Origin of the sequence: Thermogymnomonas acidicola JCM 13583, from assembly GCF_001316105.1 — an archaeon.
In the GTDB taxonomy this organism is placed as follows: Archaea; Thermoplasmatota; Thermoplasmata; order Thermoplasmatales; family Thermoplasmataceae; genus Thermogymnomonas; species Thermogymnomonas acidicola.
Map to the genome: position 1 here is coordinate 51,559 of NZ_BBCP01000003.1, position 19,490 is coordinate 71,048.

The following is a 19,490-nucleotide window of genomic DNA, read 5'->3' on the forward strand; positions in this document are numbered from 1 at the left end:
AACTGGAACAGGCGATCATGAGGCCAGGCGTCCGTGAGGCGCTCAGGAAGCTGGCTGTGGAAGCCATAAGAGGGATATTCACAGGACAGGTGCCTGAGGTGCCCGAAGACTAATCGGTCTGGATGAAAGGTGCGGTGCATTCGTCACCATAAAGGAGAACGGCATGCTCAGGGGGCTGCATCGGTTTCTTGAGGAGCGATAAGAGCATCCCGCGGGCAGTCATGGAGAGCGCGAGGCTGTCCGCAACTGAAGACCCCCCCAGGTTCCCGCCACTGACCGCGAGGGAGGTGGATAATATTGAAGTGGAGATAACGCTCCTGGGTGAGCCCTTTGAGCTGGACGTAAGTGACGGCATCAGGGGGGGAAGATAAGGATAGGCACACACGGCCTGATTGTGGAGAGGGGGGGCCCCTACAGGGGGGGCCTCCTGCTGCCCCAGGTTGCAACGGAGTTCGGTTTCGATGAGGAGCAGTTCCTTGAGGCCACGTGCGAGAAGGCTGGCCTGCCGCCAGGGGGGGCGTGGAAGAAGCCCGGCACTAGGGTATATGCTTTTGAAGGCCTCGTCTTCTGAGGAGGGACCAAAAGGGACATATAACGGTGGGTGATGTTCAGACAGGATATAGGTCACCGGGGGGGGAGCTCCGTAGGGGGGGCTGAGAGGACCCATTGGGGTCGACCCTTTGAACCTGATCCGGGTAATGCCGGCGTAGGGAGGTGTGTCATGTTTGCTGGAACATTACAGTGAGTTAAGGAAACACCTTGACAACAGCCCTTGGGAGAGGAAGCACACCCTCATGATCCTTTCCGTCGCTTCGTCGTTCTTCCTGTGGGGGGCGTCATACTGGCCATAGCGCCACTCGTCACAACATGGTACTTCATACCGCCCTCAGCAGACGAGTATATACTGATCGCATCGCCAGTTGGACTGCTGCTCGGGAACTACATAATGGGCCTCCTCTCAGACAGGTTCGGGAGGAAGCCCGCATATGTCCTCACCCTGGTTCCCACCGCGGTAGGCCTACTCCTCATAACCCTATCCTTCTCATGGTTGCCCATAGCGATCGGCATCTTCCTCTCTGAATTCGGAATAGGTGGGGACGAGACTGTATCCCTGTCCCTCATGGGCGAGATGCTCCCGCTGAGGCACAGGGGGGAGGGCTATTGTGTCAATATCGAACATTGCAAACATCTCGATCACGCTCATCTCACTCCTGTTCCTGCTGCAGCCCAGGGTATCATCATCAGTCTTTGTGGAGAAGGAGATCTTCGGGGGGGCCATGGTCGCGGTCTCCCTTGCAATAGCCATAGGAAGCAGGTTCTACCTCCCGGAGAGCGAGAGGTGGGCGTACCTGAACAGGAACGGTGAGGGAGAGAGACCCATGAACTGGCTGACCTTCGCCGCGCTGTCTCTCTTCGCCATCACGATAATAGTTGGGTTCCCGCTGACAGCACTGGTGATAGGGCCATTCCAGTTCCCGCAGTACACCGATACGTTCGAGTTCCTTGTAACCCTTGCAGAATCAGTGACGGGCGTTGTCTTTGGCCTCCTGCTGGCAGAGAGGATCAGCAGGAAGTCTGGCAGCCTCATCGCCTACACAGGCGGCTTCGTCTCCATCCTTTTAATAGTGCTTTTCCTCAGGTCACTCACCCTCGCACTCTTCCTGGTCATACTGGTCGTGAACGGGGTCTTCGGTGAGATCGGCTGGGCCGAGAGGGAAATGCTGGAACCGGAGAGCTTCTTCACACCCAGGAGGGGGGGCAGGGCCATAGGGTACGTGAGAATGGTCGGATACGCTGTCTACGTAGTGACAATACCCCTGCTCGCGAGGCAGGTGAGTTCGAGTACTTCGTGTTCACCTGTGCCATCTTCCTCCTCGGTTTCATTGGCGCTCTCCTCTACTTCCTGGGTGGCAGGGAAACGAGAGGCATTAGCCTGGAGTGATGTGATATGGGAAGGAGGCCTCTGCTCTACGCTGTCACGGAGGGTTTCAGTGGGGGGGAAGGGTTCTTCAGGAAGGTAGCCGAGGCACTGGAAGGGGGGGGCGTAGATATCCTGCAGTACCGCGATCTAGGGAAGCACGGAAGGCACGCTGAAATAGCGAGGAGGCTAAGGGCGATATGCAGTGACTTCGGGGTACCGCTGGCCATAGACGATGAGCCCTGGGTCGCAAGGCAGGCTGGTGCCGACATGCTGCACCTTGGATAAGGAGCTTAACCAATACAGTATCCCTCTGGTGGTCCGAAGGGGGAAGCACGGGACTGTTCCGGGATAAGACAGGGCAGCGACATGCTTGCTTCCCAGGCCATGACAGTAGGCCTGTGCTGTGCAGGCATATGCCGAGCCTGGAGGAGGCCAGGGCTGTTGTGGGCAATCTTCCAATCGGAACATCAGTCTACTGCAGCCCGGTATTCGCTGTGGAGGCGCAGGCACACGGCTATGCTTACGTTTCAGTGGGCACGCCCTACATGAGCGTGACGAAGAGGATAGCGACGGTCTGCTCCATGCAGAACCTCTCAGAGGCCGTCAGGGCAGTCAGAATACCTGTGTACGCGGTGGGCGGCGTTAACCTCAAGAATGCTGCAGAGATCCTTGAAACTGGCGTATCCGGTCTTGTTTCTGTGTCCGCAATATTCTCTGCCAACGACGTCAGGGGAACTGTGAGAAAGTTCATAGAGGTCCTTGAAGGTTTCACCGTTGACAGGGACCCGTTTCCTGTGGGGCTGGTGAGGTAGAATGTCAGGATGGAAGCCTATACTTTACCTGATAACGCCTGACTACATTGGAGAGGGCTTCTTCAGGCTCGTGGAGGATGCACTGGATGGCGGGCCAGATGTGCTGCAGTACAGGGACAAGAAGAGCACAAGGCAGACCAGGACAGAGGTGGCGAGGAGGCTGCGCAGGATGTGCCATGACCGCGGGGTGGCCTTCGTTGTGGACGATGACCCGTATGTTGCCAGGGACAGCGGGGCTGACCTGTTGCATGTGGGCAGGGACGACCCGAGCATTGAGGAGGCCAGGGAGGTAGTAGCAACATGCCCATTGGCTCCTCTTCGTACTGCAGCACCAGCCTCGCGAGGGACCTGGAGAGGCGCGGGTCGGCATATGTGGCATTCGGGGCCTTCTTCCGGAGCCCCCCCTCGAAGCCAGAGGCAGCCTCTGTGACAAGAAGACCATCACAGAGGGCCTGCGGGCCGTAAGGATACCGGTATATGCCATAGGGGGAATCAGCCAAACCAATGTCAAGCCGCTGCTTGAACAGGGTGTCTCAGGCGTTGCAGTGATCTCCTCCGTCTTCTCCTCGGAGAACCCTAAGAGGGCGGTCTTGGAATACAGTGGAATACTGGCGGAGTACAGGTGCGACAGGGACCCACTGTCATGGTTCAGGAGGGCTGGTCAGGCCGGACCCTGAATGAGCAATACACCTCCCTGCCTTTCCCTGTGGTGCCTGATTGCCCAAGCCATTTTCCCACCTTCCCGCTTTTAGACTCTGACTATGAGTGCATGCTCCCTAATACCCGTCATCCTTGGTGTTACTGGAGAGAGACTGTATAAAGGCCCTTTTTAATGCTCTCTTACTCAAAGGATCGACACTTCGCTGACGATGAGCAGGTGCAGGGTTCCGGGGGGGGCGCGGGCCAGATGTGGGGGGGGCGTCCAGGGGGGGGAGTCCGGGGGGGTCATGGGCTGGACACCTGCGGGGGGGGATAAGCGAAAGTCCTGATCCAGCCGCAGGCATACATTTTTTAATCCCGTGAATATCGGGAATTCACAGCCGGTAGATCAGCGGTAGATCGCCTGCTTTGCAAGCAGGAGGCCTCGGGTTCAAATCCCGACCGGTCCACTTGATATATTAATCGAATACTTTCATGCTAATGCTCGTTATGCTATTATGAAGATCCAGCCGAAATATCAGGAGCTGCTTGCAGATGAAGACGTGCGGACGTAGTTCGAGGATCTAGAGGCAAGATCGTTGCTGAGTACAACTGTAGCCCTGAGGAACCCCGGGCATCACTGCGAGACCATGCATACCGGCCACAGGGAAATTCTAAACATAGGAGAGGGCAACTAGAGGGATTTCAGATGCGAGCTCACGGATCTTGTCGAAGACTTGGGGGGGGAGAGAAGGATGGGCCTTGCAGTCTAGGTATAATCGAAGCCATTTCTCCGTTCCCGGAAGTGATATATGCAGCGCTCCTGACCCCCCCTGGTCTCCGGCCTCGCAAGCCTGGTGGCCATGATCCGCTTCAGGAAGGAGCGGTACAAGTCCTTTGGCAAGGATCCAGAGGGCCGGAAGCGGCTATGACGATAGACCTCATTGAGGAGAAGGCCATATTCAGAACTTTCGCACTATGGACCACGGGTGCAGCCCGCTATGGCACCTCGGGGCTTCAGAGTGAACTGACTCCCAATGACCTTCCTCTTGAGCATAATGCGTTTCTGCTCAACGCGGAACTCCTGCGTTTTCAGCAGCGTGACGGCAGTCCGGAAAAGTGAACTACTCACACTGGGCCGCCAGACACGTTTTGCCTTCACACACAGGCTGATACCGGACGACCCCCCCACTTTCCATTTCCACCTCACTCATTCTCGAATGGAGTTGTTTCTGGTCTTTCCTATTCCACCGTCCCGTTCAGAGTGATAAACTGCCAGCCTGACCATGCCCCCCCTGGCACCAGCCGCCCCCCCGGACGCACGACACTGCATAAAGGTTCAAGTGCTGGTGGGTGTTCAGGGTTGCAGTGAATCCAAGGGGCCCACAAGAAGTTGTGGATGTACCGATAGCGGTACTCTCCCTGATTTTTTAACTTGACGGGGATTAAAGGGGTGGGAGTCCCCCCCTATGTGGGGGGGGAGGTGTAGTTCACCCTATCCTAACTGCAAAGAGCAAAGAATCGGAAGGCGGGAACGTTTTCCCCCCTGCTACTTCCTGTGGTAAATGAGGGATCCGGTGAGCATTCCCAGCTGTTCACCTGCCGAGGAGACTCTCTTCATGGAACTTGGCCAGTGATATCAGCCTGTAGACGGGATGGAGGAACTTGGAGTAAGGCGCAATGACAAAGACGGCGGCTATGATCGCATCGTGGACTAGGAAAGTTAGGCCGTGGTAGGGAGTACCCTGGAGCAGTGTAAACAACGTACCGGTGAGGCCTGCAAGCAGAAGGGCCACTGCGAACGGTAAATCGAAACCCTTCACCTCAGCGCTCCTCATGGCTACCGTGTCGATTGCGTCCATAGATATGAGGCCCGCAGAGCCCACCAGCATCATTATGGAGGCGGCCCCGTAGACTGCGACGGTCACGTGATCGAGGTCGGGATAGAGAGATATTGATGCCAGTGCGAGCAGGAAGCCGAAAAAGAATAGTGGGTGGAAAACTGCCCTCATGTACCTAGAGCGTTCACCCGGAACCCTGCACCCCCCCACCCCCCCTCCTCCCCCCCTGAAATACCTGTGTGTGAGTGCATCCCGGAGCGCGGTCAAATAGGACCTCGGGCTCGCCTTCCCAAGGCTTTCCGCAGACCTGGAGAACCTGTACCCCTGCACGGCCCACATGGCGATGGTGTACGAGTAGAGGGTGATCGATATAGCCCTGAACAGCACAGGTGGAACGTAGTAAGTCAGCGGGGGGGAGGCGCTGAACAGGTGGCGGCCTGTTAAGAGGGCATAAGCAACTGCTGCGACCACTGCAATGGCCAGGCTGGACAGTGCAAAGGCCCAGGGGGGGTGATCGATCAGCCTCACCATCGAGGGAGGCCAAACACTTTCCCTGTAGCTCCTGAGCCTGGACTGGCCCAGTACCCTGGGGGGGATGTTCAGCCTGTACTCATGCAAAGGCTCGTTGAACGGACAGGCGTAATAGCAGTCCCTACAGTCGTGGCAGAGGTTCGCAATATAGGGTATCTCCTCCAGCCGGAGTGTGTGCCTGAACTCTATGGCATCCCAGACGGCACAGAAGCCCTCACAGTAGCGGCAAGCATTGCAGATGGTCAGCTGCCTCAACGCCTCACCGTAGACCCCCCCGGGTACTTCACTCACCTTCCCACCCCCCCCAGCTATCCTGCCGAGCACAGAACCTATGGTAAGGCCAAAGCCTGCAAGGTAACCCGAACTGAGGACGTTTCCAGACGCTATCTCACCTGCCGCAAAGCCGTTCTCGATCTCGCCGTCCTGCGAGAGGATCATGGCTTCACTGTTGATCGCGACCCCCTGGTACGTGAAGGTCAGTCCAGGCCTCACCGGGAAGACCATGTACGGTGGGGGGGTGTTGATGGGTACCGCCCAGTGGGACTTTGGCGGTTCTACGCCAGTGGTGTGCCACATGAAGGGATCGTTTCCTTCCATCACGATGCCCCTGTTGAAGCGATCAAGCGTCCCGATCAGACCGTCCCTATCTATTCCGAAGGCATCCGAGACCTCGGAAAGCGAGTGTGAGGTGAATGGAGGGTAAGCGGTTGGCATATACCTCCCGACAGTCTTTTTGTCTGTGATGACATAGGCAGTGCACCCCTTCTGCTCTGCAACCAGCCTGCCCCATATGGCATACCTCTTGGGCCAAATGTCCTCACCCTCGTCGTAGAACCTCTCCCCCCCGCTGGAGTTGACCGCCACACCCCCCCAGGGGGGGATCGCATCTATCCTTGTCACAATACCTCCATCGTAGTCTGGGCCCCTGGCGTCCACCGCCACCATGTGTCCAGACCTCTCCAGCCCAGCGGGAATGGCTCCAGCATCGAGCAGTGCCTGAGCGGGAGGCCAGTGTTGTACCTGCTACCCCCCCTGACCTTTATGAGTTGCGATGCCTCGCCCCCCCAGAACTCAGAGAGCCATTCCCTGTTGGCCTCGAAGCCACCGGAGGCAAAGACAAACCTGTCTCCTTCAATATTTACACTGCCACCGGGGGACTGTTGCCCCCCCGACATGTGTGATCCTGTTCCCCCCCCTTATACCGACAGACACAACCTGTGTCTCGTAGAGCACCCTGACCTTCAGCTTGGAGAGATAACTATAATAGGTGTCGACAAGGAACTTACCGCCACCCATGAAAAAAGCGTTGGTCCTGTTGAGGTCAAGGGTACCCCCCCTGATCTCCCTCTTGAACCTCACCCCGTGCCTGTGCATCCACTCTGGTATTAACTCGGAGCGCTCAACCACCATTTCCGCCAACGATGAACTGAAAGAGCTGCCTGAAACCTTTCTCAGGTCTTCCAGCAGTTCCCTCCTCGGATATTCACCGCTGGTGAACCTGTCCTCACCGTGGGCATACCTGATATCCCTTGTGTACTTCGAGTTGCCTCCCCCCCTCAGCGCCTCTGGGGAGGCCTCGATGAGGATCACCTCAGAACCCCCCCTCTCAGCGGATTCGATAGCTGCACAGAGCCCGGCGTTACCCCCCCCACCTATTACAACAACCCTTTCCATCTTGCCCCCCCCTAAGTCACTTCAATTCATTTATTTCTGATCCTGTATCTGTGCACTCAGTACTGGCACTTGGCTGACCAGCCATGAGATCAAGATTCATGGCCACCTCTGAAGAGAATTGTTCTCCTGGACCACCCAATCGTGACACCTGAAAATGGCTGACAGTCTCATGCCCAGAGGTGCCTCGCTTACAGCCGCAGCAGAAATGTAGGCTGGGCTGGTTGGAGCGTTCGGGCTCTAGTAACTGGGCATGGAGGGGAAAATGGAGACCTGTTCCGACCTCGTCCCGGAATGCAAGCAAAGCTTTCGGTTGGGCTGAGGACAGTAGGTGCATACTTTGCAAAGCTACAGGTCCAAGGGCGAGAACTACCCTGTGGGGGCGAACCAGTTAGATGCTGATACTTCCTTCTGTGTTACTTATCCCATATGCCGTCTGGTGGTGAGCGGCCATTCATGCCTGTTGTGGAGGTTCACCCCCCCCATCCCTGATGGCACGTTGCCTGAGCTCGTCTATGCTCACCATGGTGCCTTCCCTCTCCACGAACCAGAAGTGCCAGCCGTTGTTCGCATCCTTGCCTAGGAGCTGGGCACTGACCCTGTGGATCGAGCCAGTTAATCCACCACAGGTCACTGTGGCGTCTGCCATCACAGTGGCCCGGTAAGTCCGGTCAGGTGAGTAAATGAACTCACCTGGTAAGATGTAGCCACGCTCTATAAGTTCGCCGAATGGCACCCTCCTTGGCCTCTCCTCCAGCCGGTTTGGCAGAATATCTTCCGGGTATGGCACTGTCCTGCGCAGCCTCTCCTCACAGACCCTGAGGTAGGCCTCGTTCTTCTCTATGCCTATGTACCTCCTGCCAAGCCTCTTGGCCACGGCCAGAGTCGTCCCAGTCCCTGCAAAGGGATCTAGAATGATATCACCTGGCTTTGTGCATGACGTTATGACCCTGTAGAGCAGTGCCTCGGGCTTCTGTGTCGGGTGCGCCTTCCTCCCACCTATCCTGACCCTTTCCTTCCCCCCCTGGCACACCGGGATGTGCCAGTCGCTCCTCATCTGCAGGTCGTCGTTGTAGGCCTTCATGGTCCTGTAATTGAATGTATACCTCGATTCCCTGTCCCTGGCAGCCCATATCAGCGTCTCGTGCGCGTTGTTGAACCGTGTGCCCCCCCTGAAGTTGGGCGTGGGGGTTCGCCTTGATCCAGACAACATCGTTGAGTATCCAGAAGCCCAGGTCCTGCATTATCTTGCCGACCCTGAATATGTTGTGGTAAGTGCCGATGGCCCATATGGTACCGTCTTCCTTCAGTAGCCTCCTGCACTCCCTGAGCCAGCTTTCGGTGAACGCATCGTACTCCCCAAATGACGCGAACCTGTCCCATTCCTCGGAGACGCCCTCGAACCTTTCCTGGTTGGGCCTGTAGAGGGGGGGGTCCTGGAGCATTAGGTTATAGGGTGGGTCTGCGAAGATCATGTCCACGCTTCCGCCGGGATGCGCCTCATCACCTCCAAAGCGTCGCCTAGGAAGACCCTGTTGACGAACTCGACCTGTGAAAACCGGGCATTGCTTCCTTCATTGGGAGAGCACCCTCTATTGCCATTCACCTGTATGTCCAGGCAGTATGTATACTACACCCCCCCACAGGTCACCCTGCCAAGCCAGATCGGATTGCGTACAGTCCCACCCGGATAAGCGCCCCCCTCTGTTCGCCTGAATTTCCGACGCTCAAGATCGGGGGTTCCACGCCCTATTTAAACTGGCAGGCACCGTGGGGGGCCTCGGATATAGCGAATGGTGCATGGGAGGTGTTGTTTCATGGGCTTCAGCAGGTGCGGTCTTTACGGGCACATGACTCCATACCGGCCTGAAGCACAGCATGCCGGAGTCCGGGCATTTTTTGTACCCCTGGAGCCACAGGGCCAACATGCGGTTTCACTATGGCATGCCATGGCCACCGGTTACCTGCAGTACTCTGGGAGGGGGGGCGGGTGTCCTCCCGGTCTAGAGGCACCCGGTCACGGCTCGGGTGCGTTCGGCCCAGGTTGGAGGTGGCAGCATGTGCCAGTTGGCCCTGGAGGCCACCCATATCAGGCCGCAAATGTATTCACATAACTACCGGTACAAGGGGGGGTCCAGTATCCGCATCCCGTGTTTTCCCTGTGATCGGGGGGGAGGCATGGTGATGGATAGACACCAATGCTTTGAATCAGGATAGCCGTGACATATTGTCTGGGAGGAGTGGAAGAGTCAAACAAAAGGCACCGGCTACCCCCCTGAAAAACCCAGCACCGGGCGGGTCTGAACCTTTAATACACGATTCATATTATCCTCTGGGCGAGGGTAACTAAGCCTGGCCAACAGTGCAGGACTTAAGATCCTGTCCCGAAGGGGGGGTTCGTGGGTTCAAATCCCACCCCTCGCATAGCCGCCTAGGATCGATGCGCAGTCGCACCTGGTATCGGCGGACATAAAATGAGTATTGCAGGAGCAAAAGGTATTGCTGCCGTACCACTCCCTACGTGTGCGATCCCAAAGGCGCTGCGTGAAAGACATAGTTTTATAACTCACAGGTAACTTACAAGACTATGGCATTTCCCGGTGGGTTCTGCGGGTGGAGAACTTGTGGAGTTCGAGACGGAGAAAGAGCCTGAGTGGATAACGGTCAAGCTGAAGGACGGCTCTGTGATACAGATTAAGATGGAGATCGTGGCCATAATGAGAAACGGGAACGACATGAACACAGGTCTGCCGATCTACATGGTGCAGGCCACAAACATAATAAGGATGGTTAAGGTCCCGCCGGAGCTGATACAGAGAAGGAGGCCACAGGACGACAGCAAGGGGGGGCCCACGATGTACAGGTAGGAAGTGCAACTGCAGGTATCGGAAAAAATACTCCAGATTTAAATATGCATTCGCATTTTCCGTGGAAATTCTTTTTAATTCTATGTACATCTATGCATGAAGTTCTTTGGACGACAAGGACTGGCAGATAATCAGGCTGCTTCGTGAGATTCCCGCCTCTCAAACTCAGAGATAGGCCGCATCCTGAACGTTTCCGAGGGTACAGTGAGGAAGAGGATATCAAGGATGCTGGCCACAGGGGCCATAAAGAAGTTCACAGTCGTTACAGGGAACGAGGGGGTCGACGCAATAATCCTCGTGAGGCTGGAGTCGAAGAAGACCAAGAACGTCATAGAGGAGATCAGGAAGAGGTTCGATGAGATATACGAGTACTCCGGCAGGGTGGACCTGGCAGTCAAGATAAACTGCTCCTCTCTCGATGAGCTCAACAGCATAGTGGACAGCATAAGGGCGATTGACGGGGTCAGGGGGACAGATACCCTGATAAGGCTGAAGTGAGTGGCCGCAGTGCGCTTTTTTTCCGCCCGTCCAGTCCAGAGAGCACTGGCTAAGGGTTATATACATTTTTAAGATAGGGCAAAGGAGGTACAACCATGGCAGAGGAGAACGTGATCTTCGTCGGAAAGAAGCCAACAATGAACTACGTGCTGGCCGTTGTCACACAGTTTAACAACAATGTGGACAAGATAATAATAAAGGCCAGGGGGGGCAAAGCCATCAGCAAGGCCGTGGACATAGCTGAGATCACAAGGCACAAGTTCATACAGGATGCAAAGTACGCGGAGATCAGGATCGACACCGAGACCCTCCACGGGGGAGAGGGGAGAGAGCAACGTCTCCTCCATAGAGATAACACTCACGAGGTGATCTGGGCACCTTCATCCGGGTGGCCCAATATATTTTATTGTATCAACGGGCAAAAACACAACCATTTTGTTACAAAGGGTTAAATTGGCATTGGTAATATTAAAAGTGTTAGCATGAATGGCCTGGGTGACTTCCTGGAGTGGCAGAAGAACCTTTCCACAAAGATCGAGAAGATAAACGCCAGGCTCCTGGAAACTGTTTATTGCGAGCAGGAGGAACTCTACAGCTGGGCCAGGTACACAATTGAGGCGGGCGGAAAACGTTTCAGGCCACTTCTCACGATACTCGCTTACGAGATAGGCTGTGACAGGCCATACGAATCCATACTTGACCTTGCAGCTGGCTACGAGCTGATACACACGGCCAGCCTCATACACGATGACATAATTGACAATGCTTCCTTCAGGCGTGGCCTGCCCACGCTGAACGTGAAGATAGGAGTGAACAACGCCATCGTTGTCGCTGACTACCTGTTCGCAAAGGCTTACGAGCTGGGCTCGAGGTACGGGCCGTTGTGTCGAAGGTCATGGCCGATGCATCTACGAAGCTAGCCGAGGGCCAGATACTCGAAGCAATAAACCTAGGAAACCTCTCGCTACCGGAGGAGACCTACCTGAAGATCATAGAGAACAAGACTGCCAGGTTCTTTGCGGCCTGTGCACTGGGCGCAACGATAGCTGCAGGTGCCCCCCCGGAGAACGTCAGGAAGAACCTCACTGACTTCGCCTACAACCTCGGGATGGCATTCCAGATAACCGACGATATACTCGATATAGTGGGCGACCAGAAGAAGATAGGCAAGCCAGTGCTCACCGACATAAGGCACAGCGCCATAACCCTTCCCATCATCGTGGCGCTGAGGAACGCCAGCTCTGCCAAGAGGAAGGTCCTGACGGATGCCCTGAGGGGGGGTGCCCAGGACATGATAGAGCCAGACCTGCTCAGGTCCGTGTTCATAGAGACGAATGCCATAGACTACTCCTTCGACATGGCTAGGAAGTACACGGAGAAGGCCATGGAGAGCCTCAGGGGGGTACAGGCAAATCGCCTGACCTCAACCTCCTGATGGAGCTGGCCATGATAGTCATAGAGAGGATAGAGGCAATGAGCTGATTGCCATGGCGAGGATAATACTCTATACGGGAAAGGGCGGCGTTGGCAAGACGTCCATAACAGCCTCAACGGCTGCGCTCATGGCGGAGATGGGGGGGAAGAGGACCCTGGTCATATCCACAGACCCTGCACACAGCCTGTCTGACGTCCTGGCGATGGATATCGGCCCGGAGATTAAGGAGGTGGACACCAACCTATACGCCCAGGAGATAAGCGTCAACGATGCCATAAACCACCACTGGCAGGAGCTGAAGGGCTACCTGACCGGCCTCTTCCAGTCCCAGGGGGGGCTTGACCCTGTTTCCGCTGAGGAGATAGCTACCCTCAGGGTTTGACGAGGCGGCCCAGCTGCTCTACGTGAAGGAGTACTTCGAATCGGAGAAGTACGATTACATCCTCATGGACAGTGCACCGACCGGTGAGTCGCTGAGGCTCCTCTCGTTCCCGGAGGCCATGACATGGTACATGGAGAAACTCTTCCCCATAGGCAGGACAACTGCCAAGGTCTTCAGGCCCATTGCAAGGCCCCTCGTGAACATACCCCTTCCCGAGGACTCGGTGTTCGAGAGCCTGGAGAGGCTGTACAGGAGCCTGCGTGAGGTCAGGAACCTCCTCACAGATCCTGAAACAACGAGCATAAGGCTGGTGTGCAACCCTGACAGGATGTCTCTAAACGAGACAAAGAGGGCCTACACGTACCTGATGCTCTACGGCTACCCGGTGGATGCCCTTGTCGTTAACAAGATATACGGGGGGGAAGACACGGGCGAGTTCTTCAAAGGATGGAGGGAGCTTCAGGCACAGATGCTGGCAGAGATAGATTCTTCCTTTGCGGACCTGAAGGTGTTCAGGGTGGAGCTCGAGAAGGAGGAGCCCATAGGCCTGAAGAGCCTGAGGCGTTCGCCAGGAAGATCTACGGGAGCGAGGACCCTTCAAGGCAGTTCGGGGTAAGGAAGAGCATAGAGTACGAGAAGGTCGGGGGACGAATACCTGGTCAAACTGAGCCTGCCATTCGCTAACAAGAACAGGCTGAACCTCTACAACAAGGGCGGGGGAGCTTGTCATTGAGGTGGACAACTGGAGGAGGGTGTTTTACCTCCCGCAGGCACTGGCCGAAAAGAGACCGGTGGCAGCAGAGTTTATTAACGGCAAACTTAATATAACGATGGGATAGGCATGGCCAAGGAAGATAGGGAAACCGGAAGGACAATAACAATCGAGATAAACCTGAGGATGCCACAGATGCCTTCCACCTGATGCGGGTTGCAAGGCACCTGATGAATGCCGCGGAGGAGATCATGAAGCCGGCCAGGAGGTCTCGCCCGTGAAGATAAGGAGCTCAGGTGAGGGAGAGGTCAGGAAGATAGAGATAAAGTGATGCACATCACAGGACCATAATCAACCTGATGAGGGCCTCCCTCACAAGCCTCCCCCCCTTTTCTGTCAGGCTGTACTGGATGTGCCCGCCCTCCGCCCGCCTCTCGATGAGGCCCTGCTTCTCGAGGTCCCTGAGGCGTGAGGCCAGGAGCACCCTTCCCGCCTCCGGTATGTCCCTCGAGATCTCGTTGAAGTTCCTTATGCCTATGTCCTTTCCTAACAGGATCAGGATCTGTGCGCTGTACTTCAGGCCGAGCACCCTTAGGCCCGGCAGGAAAGGGTCTATGCACACCTGGGTGCCCTCGAACTCGACATAGCATGACTTCTCCCTGCTTCCCCCCCTCACCTCTCACCCCTCCTTCTCAGGATCTGGAACATGTCGGACAGCGTGAGGACACAGAATATGAGGCCCACAAGCAGTGAGAGGAAAAGGAATATCATGAGGTATGTGAAGTACCTGGTCTGCTCAACGTTGCTCACCCCCCACGGTGAAGGTGGTGAGCATGAGCACTATGCCCACTATTATCGTGAAGGAGAAGAGCCTGTTCACCTGCGAGAAGATGGGCTGCCTCAGGCTCTCATGGTGGAAGTTCGGTATCATGGTCACGAAGACGGCGTACGCTGCCAGTAGAAGCCCTATTATGCTGCCATAGAAGCTTATGAGGGACGTCTGGGAGAAGAATGCCTGGAACCTCTCGACTATGATGAGGCCACCGAAGGCATCTATGTACCTATTCACTATCAGTACGGTGGCCGCTGCCGATATTATTATCACCGTCCTGGTCTTGTAGACGCTCTCGAGCCTGCCCTTTATCCTGATCTGTGCCACGGTGTATAGGCTCGTGCAAGTATAATTAACTTCTCAGGCACAGGCAGGTGTGCACAGAAGCAAGGATCCACTGCCCGGAGGGCCAGAGCCTGTTGTGGCAGAGCCCGCCACTGGAACTCCGCAGATGGTTTCCCTTGCAGTACCTGCACCGTGTCCCTGGCAACACGCACCCCCCCTCCTGAGAGAGGGCAAGCAATCGGATCTGCACCTAATGTGGAGAGACTAGCAAAGATAAATTACAGGAAAAGATAACAGTCCATTGAAGATCTTCAAGATCGGTGGCAGCGTAATAACGGACAAAGCCATATACAGGAAAGCGAAAATGGAGACGATAGAGAGGATCGCCGGTGTCCTCTCAGGCATGGGTGAGATGGTCATAGTACACGGGGGGTGGCTCCTTCGGGCACATAAAAGCGAGGGAGTTTGGCTTTCCAGGCCGGCTGGACGAGGGGAACAGGATGGGTGTGGCCATAGTTCACAGGGACATGGTGGACCTCAACTCGCTGGTTTCCAGTGCCCTGATTAAGAGGGGGGGCGTACCGGCAGTCCCATTTTCCATCATTGAGCACTACAGGGACGGCGCGGTAGATTACTCCATCCTGCCGTCCCTGCTAAGGGCCGGGCTCACGCCTGTCCTCTTCGGGGGGGACACATACGTCTCCGGGGGGGACTACTGCGGCATATACAGCGGGGGGGACAGGATAATGAGGGACCTTGCGGAGATGCTGAGGCCGGAGGAGGCCGTTTTCATGACGGATGTTGATGGCATATTCGAGAGCGACCCCAAGAGGGACAGCAGGGCCAGGCTGATACCGCGCTTCTCGGGCGAGGGGGGGCATTGCTGGGCGGGAGCGGGGGGGACGTCACCGGCGGTATGAGGGCCAAGGTTAAGGAGGCCCTGGAAATTAAGAGGTTCTCAGGCAGGGTGGTCATAATGAACGGTAATTTCCCCCCCGAGAGGCTGCTCCAGAACGGAGCTTTTCTGGGAACGGTGATAGAATGATATCGAACAGGAAGGAGGAGCACATAAGGATCGCGGAGAACGAGAAGGTGGAATCGGAACACAACTTCTGGGACGACATAAAGATCATACACAGGGCAATGCCTGAAGTAAACTTCGATGAGATCGACCTGAGCGTGGACTTCCTGGGTAAGAAGATAGGCGCACCAATGATAATATCATCGATGACAGGGGGGGGCGTAGAGGTAGCGAAGAAGATAAACAGGAACCTGGCAGCGGCTGCGGAGAAATTCAACATACCCATGGGGGGTCGGCAGCATGAGGGCTGCGGTTGAGAAGAAGGAGCTGGCGGATTCGTTCTCCGTTATCAACGATTTCAACATACCCGTGAGGTTCGCTAACATAGGCGCGCCGCAGCTCATAGACCAGGCCAAGCCGGCCTTCAGGGACGCCGACATAGACTACGTCATGGACCTGATTCACGCTGACTTCCTGATAATACACTTCAACTTCCTGCAGGAGATGATACAGCCAGAGGGTGACAGGAACGGGAAGGGAGTGAAGAAGAGGGTCAGCGAGATCGCATCAAGCTACCCGGTCATTGTCAAGGAGACCGGGAACGGCTTTTCGAGGGAGGACGCACTTGAGCTTAAGGATGCCGGCGTGAGGGCCATCGACGTGGGGGGGGCCTAGGCGGCACATCCTTCGCGGCAATCGAGTACTACAGGGCCTGAAGGCCAACGACGAGGAGAAGGCTAACTCTGGCCTCTCTTTCTGGAACTGGGGGGGGATCCCGTCCCCCCCTGCCGCCATAAAGTACTGCGACGTCGGAATTCCGGTGATAGGCTCCGGGGGGGCCTCAGGACGGGCCTTGACCTCGCAAAGGCCCTGATGCTAGGGGGGGCAGTTGCGGGCGGCTTCGCCAGGACGCTCCTCAGGAGCGCTGACGACTCCCAGGAGAGCATATTCAAGAGGGTGTCATTCATCCTAAGGGACCTTAAGATAGCGATGTTCCTCACCGGCCAGACAAGGCCGTACGGGCTGAGGAGGGTAAAGTATTTTGTCCTGGAGCCGCTGCGGTCATGGATGGAGGCCGTATGAACCTGACGATGAGCTGCCGGCTGATGAGGAGACCGAGATAGAGTGCCCGCAGTGCAGGACCCACCTTCACTTCATAAGGTACACGACCAGGATCGCTTTCGAGGGAGAGATAACCATACAGACCTACTACTGCCCTTCCTGCCAGTACAGGCACACCGATACGATCAGGAAAGTGGACAGCAGGCCCAAGAGGACGTGGATAAGCGTGAGGTCCTCGGATGACCTCCGCATCATAGTCTACAGGTCACCTGAGGGGGGGAAGATAACTATACCGGAGATGGGCGCGGAGATAGAGCCAGGGATAGCGTCCACGGGAGAAATAACGACAATAGAGGGTATCATGGCCAGGATAAGGGAGCACATGTGGATCGCCTTCAGGGACTACGGGGGGGAATCGCAGGCCGAGAGGGATCTGGACGACATACTTGCAGGCAGGGTGAAGCCATTCACACTCGTCATTGACGACTACGGGAAAGAGCACGATCAGGAGCAGCAGGGCTGTGGAGGTAATGCTCACAGATGGGCCATGATGGCCATCAGCGAGCCCTGTGGCGTGGTTTCCTGCCATACACTCGGAAAACTCTGCAGCCTCCCGGTATTATACGTATTATGACCGGAAGAGATATATATAAAACTTTTTAATATATACGGTTTGAGAGGCAAGTTAGAACACATAAACGTGTTAAAAACATCTTTAAATAATACTCAAGAATGATCGTTCGGTGGATTTTAATGGCCATTGACTATACTTCAGCGTTACTCGCTATTGCTGCCTCGATTTCAATAGCAGGTGGCTTAATAGGCACAGGTATGGCACAGCAGGGCATCGGAGCGGCAGGAATGGGGATCATAGCGGAGAAGCCGGAGAAGTTTGGTCAGGTCCTTATATTCTTCGTCATACCGGAGACGCTCTGGATCATAGGCTTTGTTCTTGGTCTGATACTGCTCCTGCACATCATATGATCGAAGATGACAGTTGAAGACATCATAAGGGAAATCGAGGAGAGGAAGAACAGGCAGATAGAGCAGATTAGGTCTGAGTACGAGGGCCTCCTCGAAAAGGCAAAGCAGGAGAACGAGGAGAGGAAAAGGAGGGCCGTGGAGGAGTACGAGAAGAGGAAGAGCCAGCAGGGCAGCATGAAGAGGGAGCAGATCCTGGACGAGGCCCTGGTCCAGGCCAGGAGGATGGTCTCGGAGAAGAAGGACGAACTGGTCAAACAGGCCCTGGCCAGGGCCCTCTTCTACGTGGACAACATCAGGGCATCCAGGGACTACCCCCAAGCTCCTGAGGAAGATGGTGGACATTTCCAGGTCCCTGATCGGCCCGGATGCGGAGGTCCTCTGTGCCAGGGAGGACTTCGCACTCCTCAAGGGCGTTGTGACAGGCAAGCTCACCGAGCACCCCGGTATAAGTGCAGGCATAATCGCGAGGAGCCCCGATGGGAGCCTTGAACTCAACCTGACTGCCAGCAGGATCAGGGAAGACCTGAAGCCTGAGATAGAGAAGCATCTCTTCATGAGGATAAGCGGTGAATAGATGGATTCCACATACTCTGGCACCTACGGAAAGCTCAAGGCCTATTACCCTGATTTCCTCTCCCGGCAGTTCATTGATGACCTCATCTCCTCACCGAACCTCGACGATATCCAGGGGAGGCTCGCAAGGACTGTGTATGGGGAGCACATCAACCACCTGGCCTCGCTCTACAGAAACCCTGAGCTGCTTGAGATAGCGGTGAACAGGGAGCTGGTGAGGAAGAACCGGATCGCTCTGTTCGCCGTGCCACCTGCCTCCAAGAACAGCGTCCTCGCATACCTTGCCAAGTGGGACATCGAGAACATAAAGTCGATACTCTCATCCAAATTCATGGACTACCCTCTGAGGGAGAGCGACGCTTTCCTCATAAGCTTCAGGGACGTGCCCATGGGTATATTCGCCGGCACGCTGAGGGACGAGGACTTCAAGGCCATGCTGTCCAGGGGGGGCTCCGTGGAGGACGTCATAAACTTTCTCTCGCCAACGCCTTACGGCACAGCAATGCTCTCGCAGATTGACCAGTACAGGAAAACTAAGGACCTCTCGGTACTCTTCTTTGCTCTTGATGTGTACTATTACACAAACCTCCTGAACACCATACTCTTCTACAATGGCGATGAAGGGCCGGTGCTCAGGCTCGTAAGGGAACTGATAGATGTGCACAACCTCGATGTCCTGATCAAGGGCAAGTCCATGGAGGTTGAGTTCAGCAGGATCATAAGGGGGGGCCTCATAGCCGGTGGGAACATAGGCGTGGAGAGGCTGAGCGACCTCTACAGGTCACAGGATGTCGAGCAAATAGCGAAGAACAACGGCCAGTTCGACCTTGGCCCGGCTGTGGAGAGCTTCAGGCAGGACGGGAACATGCTGCACTTCGACCTGGAGATGAGGAGGCAGGTCTACTCAAAGTACATGCCGGTCATATCCTCAATGTCGCTCTCCCTCGGTTCCATGTTCCACTTCATGATTATGTCGGAGGTAGAGAGGGAGAACCTCAGAACTATAATACTCGGAAAGCACTACGGTCTGAGTGAGGAGAGCCTGAGGAAACTGATCCTCCGGTGGTAGGCATGCCGTTAAAGGATTCTTTTTCAGGCAACATTGCGATCGTGGCTGAGAGGGAGATAGCACTGGGCTTCAGGCTGATAGGCATAGAGGACTCCTTCATAGGGACAGGGGGGGAGGAGGGAGTTAGGAAGTTCGAGGAGCTCTACAGGAGCGGCAAGTACTCACTCATAATGCTCTCCGAGAACCTGCAGAGGTTCATGGACAGACGAATGCTCAACATGGTCAACATGTCCACCAGGCCACTGGTGGTATTCATCCCCCCTGCCGGGGGGGGAAGGAGGAGGAATCCGTGGCGGAACTGGCCAAGAGAGTTCTTGGCGTGGAAATAGGAAGGTGATGGGGGGGTTTTGGGCAA

At 55.8% G+C, this 19,490-nt stretch carries 26 protein-coding genes, 1 tRNA gene, 5 pseudogenes and 1 riboswitch; of the genes and pseudogenes, 25 read left to right on the forward strand and 7 right to left on the reverse strand.

Going from position 1 to position 19,490, the window contains the following annotated elements; translation table 11 throughout:
- Positions 1-188: 188 nt before the first annotated feature.
- The 10 genes from JCM13583_RS03305 (at position 189) to JCM13583_RS03345 (ending at position 4,495) form a co-directional block, all read left to right on the forward strand.
- Positions 189-371 (forward strand): AMMECR1 domain-containing protein, encoded by a 183-nt coding sequence (locus JCM13583_RS03305; protein ID WP_075056687.1) that lies wholly within the window; start codon positions 189-191, stop codon positions 369-371.
- Positions 372-394: 23 nt separating this feature from the next.
- Positions 395-571, forward strand: a complete 177-nt coding sequence (locus tag JCM13583_RS03310; RefSeq protein WP_171823403.1) for an AMMECR1 domain-containing protein — start codon at positions 395-397, stop codon at positions 569-571.
- Positions 572-619: 48 nt separating this feature from the next.
- Positions 620-730, forward strand: a riboswitch (TPP riboswitch).
- A 96-nt stretch (positions 731-826) separates the two neighbouring features.
- Positions 827-1,366, forward strand: a complete 540-nt coding sequence (locus JCM13583_RS12000) for an MFS transporter (protein WP_171823404.1) — start codon at positions 827-829, stop codon at positions 1,364-1,366.
- Entirely contained in the window at positions 1,278-2,021 is a 744-nt protein-coding gene (locus JCM13583_RS13755) for a hypothetical protein (RefSeq protein WP_171823405.1), read from the forward strand. The genes JCM13583_RS12000 and JCM13583_RS13755 overlap by 89 nt, the downstream gene beginning before the upstream one ends.
- Complete coding sequence (locus JCM13583_RS03320; protein WP_075056688.1) at positions 1,949-2,206, forward strand: thiamine phosphate synthase; 258 nt, start codon at positions 1,949-1,951, stop codon at positions 2,204-2,206. Before JCM13583_RS13755 ends, JCM13583_RS03320 begins: the two co-directional genes overlap by 73 nt.
- 128 nt (positions 2,207-2,334) lie before the next feature.
- Positions 2,335-2,733, forward strand: coding sequence for a thiamine phosphate synthase (locus tag JCM13583_RS03325; RefSeq protein ID WP_075056689.1), 399 nt, complete (start codon positions 2,335-2,337; stop codon positions 2,731-2,733).
- A gap of 1 nt (position 2,734) precedes the next feature.
- Positions 2,735-3,163 carry a thiamine phosphate synthase gene (locus JCM13583_RS03330; protein WP_075056690.1) on the forward strand — a complete coding sequence of 143 codons (429 nt, stop codon included), beginning with the start codon at positions 2,735-2,737 and terminating at the stop codon, positions 3,161-3,163.
- Positions 3,057-3,410 carry a thiamine phosphate synthase gene (locus JCM13583_RS12005; RefSeq protein ID WP_162509317.1) on the forward strand — a complete coding sequence of 118 codons (354 nt, stop codon included), beginning with the start codon at positions 3,057-3,059 and terminating at the stop codon, positions 3,408-3,410. The genes JCM13583_RS03330 and JCM13583_RS12005 overlap by 107 nt, the downstream gene beginning before the upstream one ends.
- Before the next feature lie 155 nt (positions 3,411-3,565).
- Positions 3,566-3,709 carry a hypothetical protein gene (locus JCM13583_RS13760; protein WP_171823406.1) on the forward strand — a complete coding sequence of 48 codons (144 nt, stop codon included), beginning with the start codon at positions 3,566-3,568 and terminating at the stop codon, positions 3,707-3,709.
- 591 nt (positions 3,710-4,300) lie between these two features.
- Positions 4,301-4,495, forward strand: a complete 195-nt coding sequence (locus tag JCM13583_RS03345) for a hypothetical protein (RefSeq protein ID WP_075056691.1) — start codon at positions 4,301-4,303, stop codon at positions 4,493-4,495.
- 472 nt (positions 4,496-4,967) lie between these two features.
- Here JCM13583_RS03345 and JCM13583_RS03350 read toward each other — a convergent pair whose 3' ends face one another.
- The 4 genes and pseudogenes from JCM13583_RS03350 to JCM13583_RS03365 all read right to left on the reverse strand — a co-directional run bounded on the left by JCM13583_RS03350 (position 4,968) and on the right by JCM13583_RS03365 (position 8,919).
- On the reverse strand, positions 4,968-6,689 hold the full coding sequence (locus JCM13583_RS03350; protein ID WP_162509318.1) for an FAD-binding protein: 1,722 nt from the start codon (positions 6,687-6,689) through the stop codon (positions 4,968-4,970).
- Positions 6,641-6,919, reverse strand: a complete 279-nt coding sequence (locus tag JCM13583_RS03355) for a hypothetical protein (protein WP_075056693.1) — start codon at positions 6,917-6,919, stop codon at positions 6,641-6,643. The genes JCM13583_RS03350 and JCM13583_RS03355 overlap by 49 nt, the downstream gene beginning before the upstream one ends.
- On the reverse strand, positions 6,876-7,418 hold the full coding sequence (locus tag JCM13583_RS03360; protein WP_075056694.1) for an FAD-binding protein: 543 nt from the start codon (positions 7,416-7,418) through the stop codon (positions 6,876-6,878). Before JCM13583_RS03360 ends, JCM13583_RS03355 begins: the two co-directional genes overlap by 44 nt.
- Positions 7,419-7,869: 451 nt before the next feature.
- Positions 7,870-8,919 (reverse strand): annotated as a pseudogene (locus JCM13583_RS03365) (site-specific DNA-methyltransferase).
- Positions 8,920-9,751: 832 nt separating this feature from the next.
- Here JCM13583_RS03365 and JCM13583_RS03370 point away from each other — a divergent pair.
- The 8 genes and pseudogenes from JCM13583_RS03370 (at position 9,752) to JCM13583_RS13775 (ending at position 13,436) form a co-directional block, all read left to right on the forward strand.
- Positions 9,752-9,839, forward strand: a tRNA-Leu gene (locus tag JCM13583_RS03370).
- A gap of 176 nt (positions 9,840-10,015) precedes the next feature.
- A complete protein-coding gene (locus tag JCM13583_RS03375; protein WP_075056695.1) occupies positions 10,016-10,282 on the forward strand; it encodes a hypothetical protein in 267 nt (88 codons plus the stop codon).
- A gap of 106 nt (positions 10,283-10,388) precedes the next feature.
- A pseudogene (locus JCM13583_RS03380) lies at positions 10,389-10,780 on the forward strand (Lrp/AsnC family transcriptional regulator).
- 95 nt (positions 10,781-10,875) lie between these two features.
- Positions 10,876-11,149 (forward strand): annotated as a pseudogene (albA, locus tag JCM13583_RS03385) (DNA-binding protein Alba).
- A 122-nt stretch (positions 11,150-11,271) separates the two neighbouring features.
- Positions 11,272-12,262, forward strand: a pseudogene (locus JCM13583_RS03390) (polyprenyl synthetase family protein).
- A 5-nt stretch (positions 12,263-12,267) separates the two neighbouring features.
- On the forward strand, positions 12,268-12,597 hold the full coding sequence (locus JCM13583_RS13765) for an ArsA family ATPase (RefSeq protein ID WP_171823407.1): 330 nt from the start codon (positions 12,268-12,270) through the stop codon (positions 12,595-12,597).
- A 22-nt stretch (positions 12,598-12,619) separates the two neighbouring features.
- A complete protein-coding gene (locus JCM13583_RS13770; protein ID WP_171823408.1) occupies positions 12,620-13,213 on the forward strand; it encodes an ArsA family ATPase in 594 nt (197 codons plus the stop codon).
- Positions 13,214-13,331: 118 nt separating this feature from the next.
- A complete protein-coding gene (locus tag JCM13583_RS13775; RefSeq protein WP_171823409.1) occupies positions 13,332-13,436 on the forward strand; it encodes a hypothetical protein in 105 nt (34 codons plus the stop codon).
- A gap of 210 nt (positions 13,437-13,646) precedes the next feature.
- Here JCM13583_RS13775 and JCM13583_RS03400 read toward each other — a convergent pair whose 3' ends face one another.
- Genes JCM13583_RS03400 through JCM13583_RS03405 form a run of 3 tightly spaced genes read right to left on the reverse strand, consistent with a single transcriptional unit; the run spans position 13,647 to position 14,468 of the window.
- Complete coding sequence (locus JCM13583_RS03400) at positions 13,647-13,985, reverse strand: winged helix-turn-helix transcriptional regulator (RefSeq protein WP_075056696.1); 339 nt, start codon at positions 13,983-13,985, stop codon at positions 13,647-13,649.
- Entirely contained in the window at positions 13,982-14,119 is a 138-nt protein-coding gene (locus JCM13583_RS13780) for a hypothetical protein (protein WP_171823410.1), read from the reverse strand. Before JCM13583_RS13780 ends, JCM13583_RS03400 begins: the two co-directional genes overlap by 4 nt.
- A complete protein-coding gene (locus JCM13583_RS03405; protein ID WP_075056697.1) occupies positions 14,106-14,468 on the reverse strand; it encodes a hypothetical protein in 363 nt (120 codons plus the stop codon). Before JCM13583_RS03405 ends, JCM13583_RS13780 begins: the two co-directional genes overlap by 14 nt.
- A gap of 407 nt (positions 14,469-14,875) precedes the next feature.
- Here JCM13583_RS03405 and JCM13583_RS03410 point away from each other — a divergent pair, with 407 nt between their 5' ends.
- From JCM13583_RS03410 to JCM13583_RS03440, 7 genes and pseudogenes are all read left to right on the forward strand, one after another.
- Positions 14,876-15,346 (forward strand): hypothetical protein, encoded by a 471-nt coding sequence (locus JCM13583_RS03410; RefSeq protein WP_162509319.1) that lies wholly within the window; start codon positions 14,876-14,878, stop codon positions 15,344-15,346.
- 121 nt (positions 15,347-15,467) lie between these two features.
- A pseudogene (fni, locus tag JCM13583_RS03415) lies at positions 15,468-16,530 on the forward strand (type 2 isopentenyl-diphosphate Delta-isomerase).
- Positions 16,490-17,143 (forward strand): hypothetical protein, encoded by a 654-nt coding sequence (locus JCM13583_RS03420; protein ID WP_075056699.1) that lies wholly within the window; start codon positions 16,490-16,492, stop codon positions 17,141-17,143. The pseudogene fni and the gene JCM13583_RS03420 overlap by 41 nt, the downstream one beginning before the upstream one ends.
- Positions 17,144-17,262: 119 nt before the next feature.
- On the forward strand, positions 17,263-17,493 hold the full coding sequence (locus tag JCM13583_RS03425; RefSeq protein ID WP_075056789.1) for an ATPase: 231 nt from the start codon (positions 17,263-17,265) through the stop codon (positions 17,491-17,493).
- 6 nt (positions 17,494-17,499) lie between these two features.
- A complete protein-coding gene (locus tag JCM13583_RS03430; RefSeq protein WP_075056700.1) occupies positions 17,500-17,982 on the forward strand; it encodes a hypothetical protein in 483 nt (160 codons plus the stop codon).
- Between the two features lie 85 nt (positions 17,983-18,067).
- Positions 18,068-19,135 carry a V-type ATPase subunit gene (locus JCM13583_RS03435; protein WP_075056701.1) on the forward strand — a complete coding sequence of 356 codons (1,068 nt, stop codon included), beginning with the start codon at positions 18,068-18,070 and terminating at the stop codon, positions 19,133-19,135.
- A 41-nt stretch (positions 19,136-19,176) separates the two neighbouring features.
- Positions 19,177-19,464 carry a V-type ATP synthase subunit F gene (locus JCM13583_RS03440; RefSeq protein ID WP_171823411.1) on the forward strand — a complete coding sequence of 96 codons (288 nt, stop codon included), beginning with the start codon at positions 19,177-19,179 and terminating at the stop codon, positions 19,462-19,464.
- Positions 19,465-19,490 lie beyond the last annotated feature (26 nt).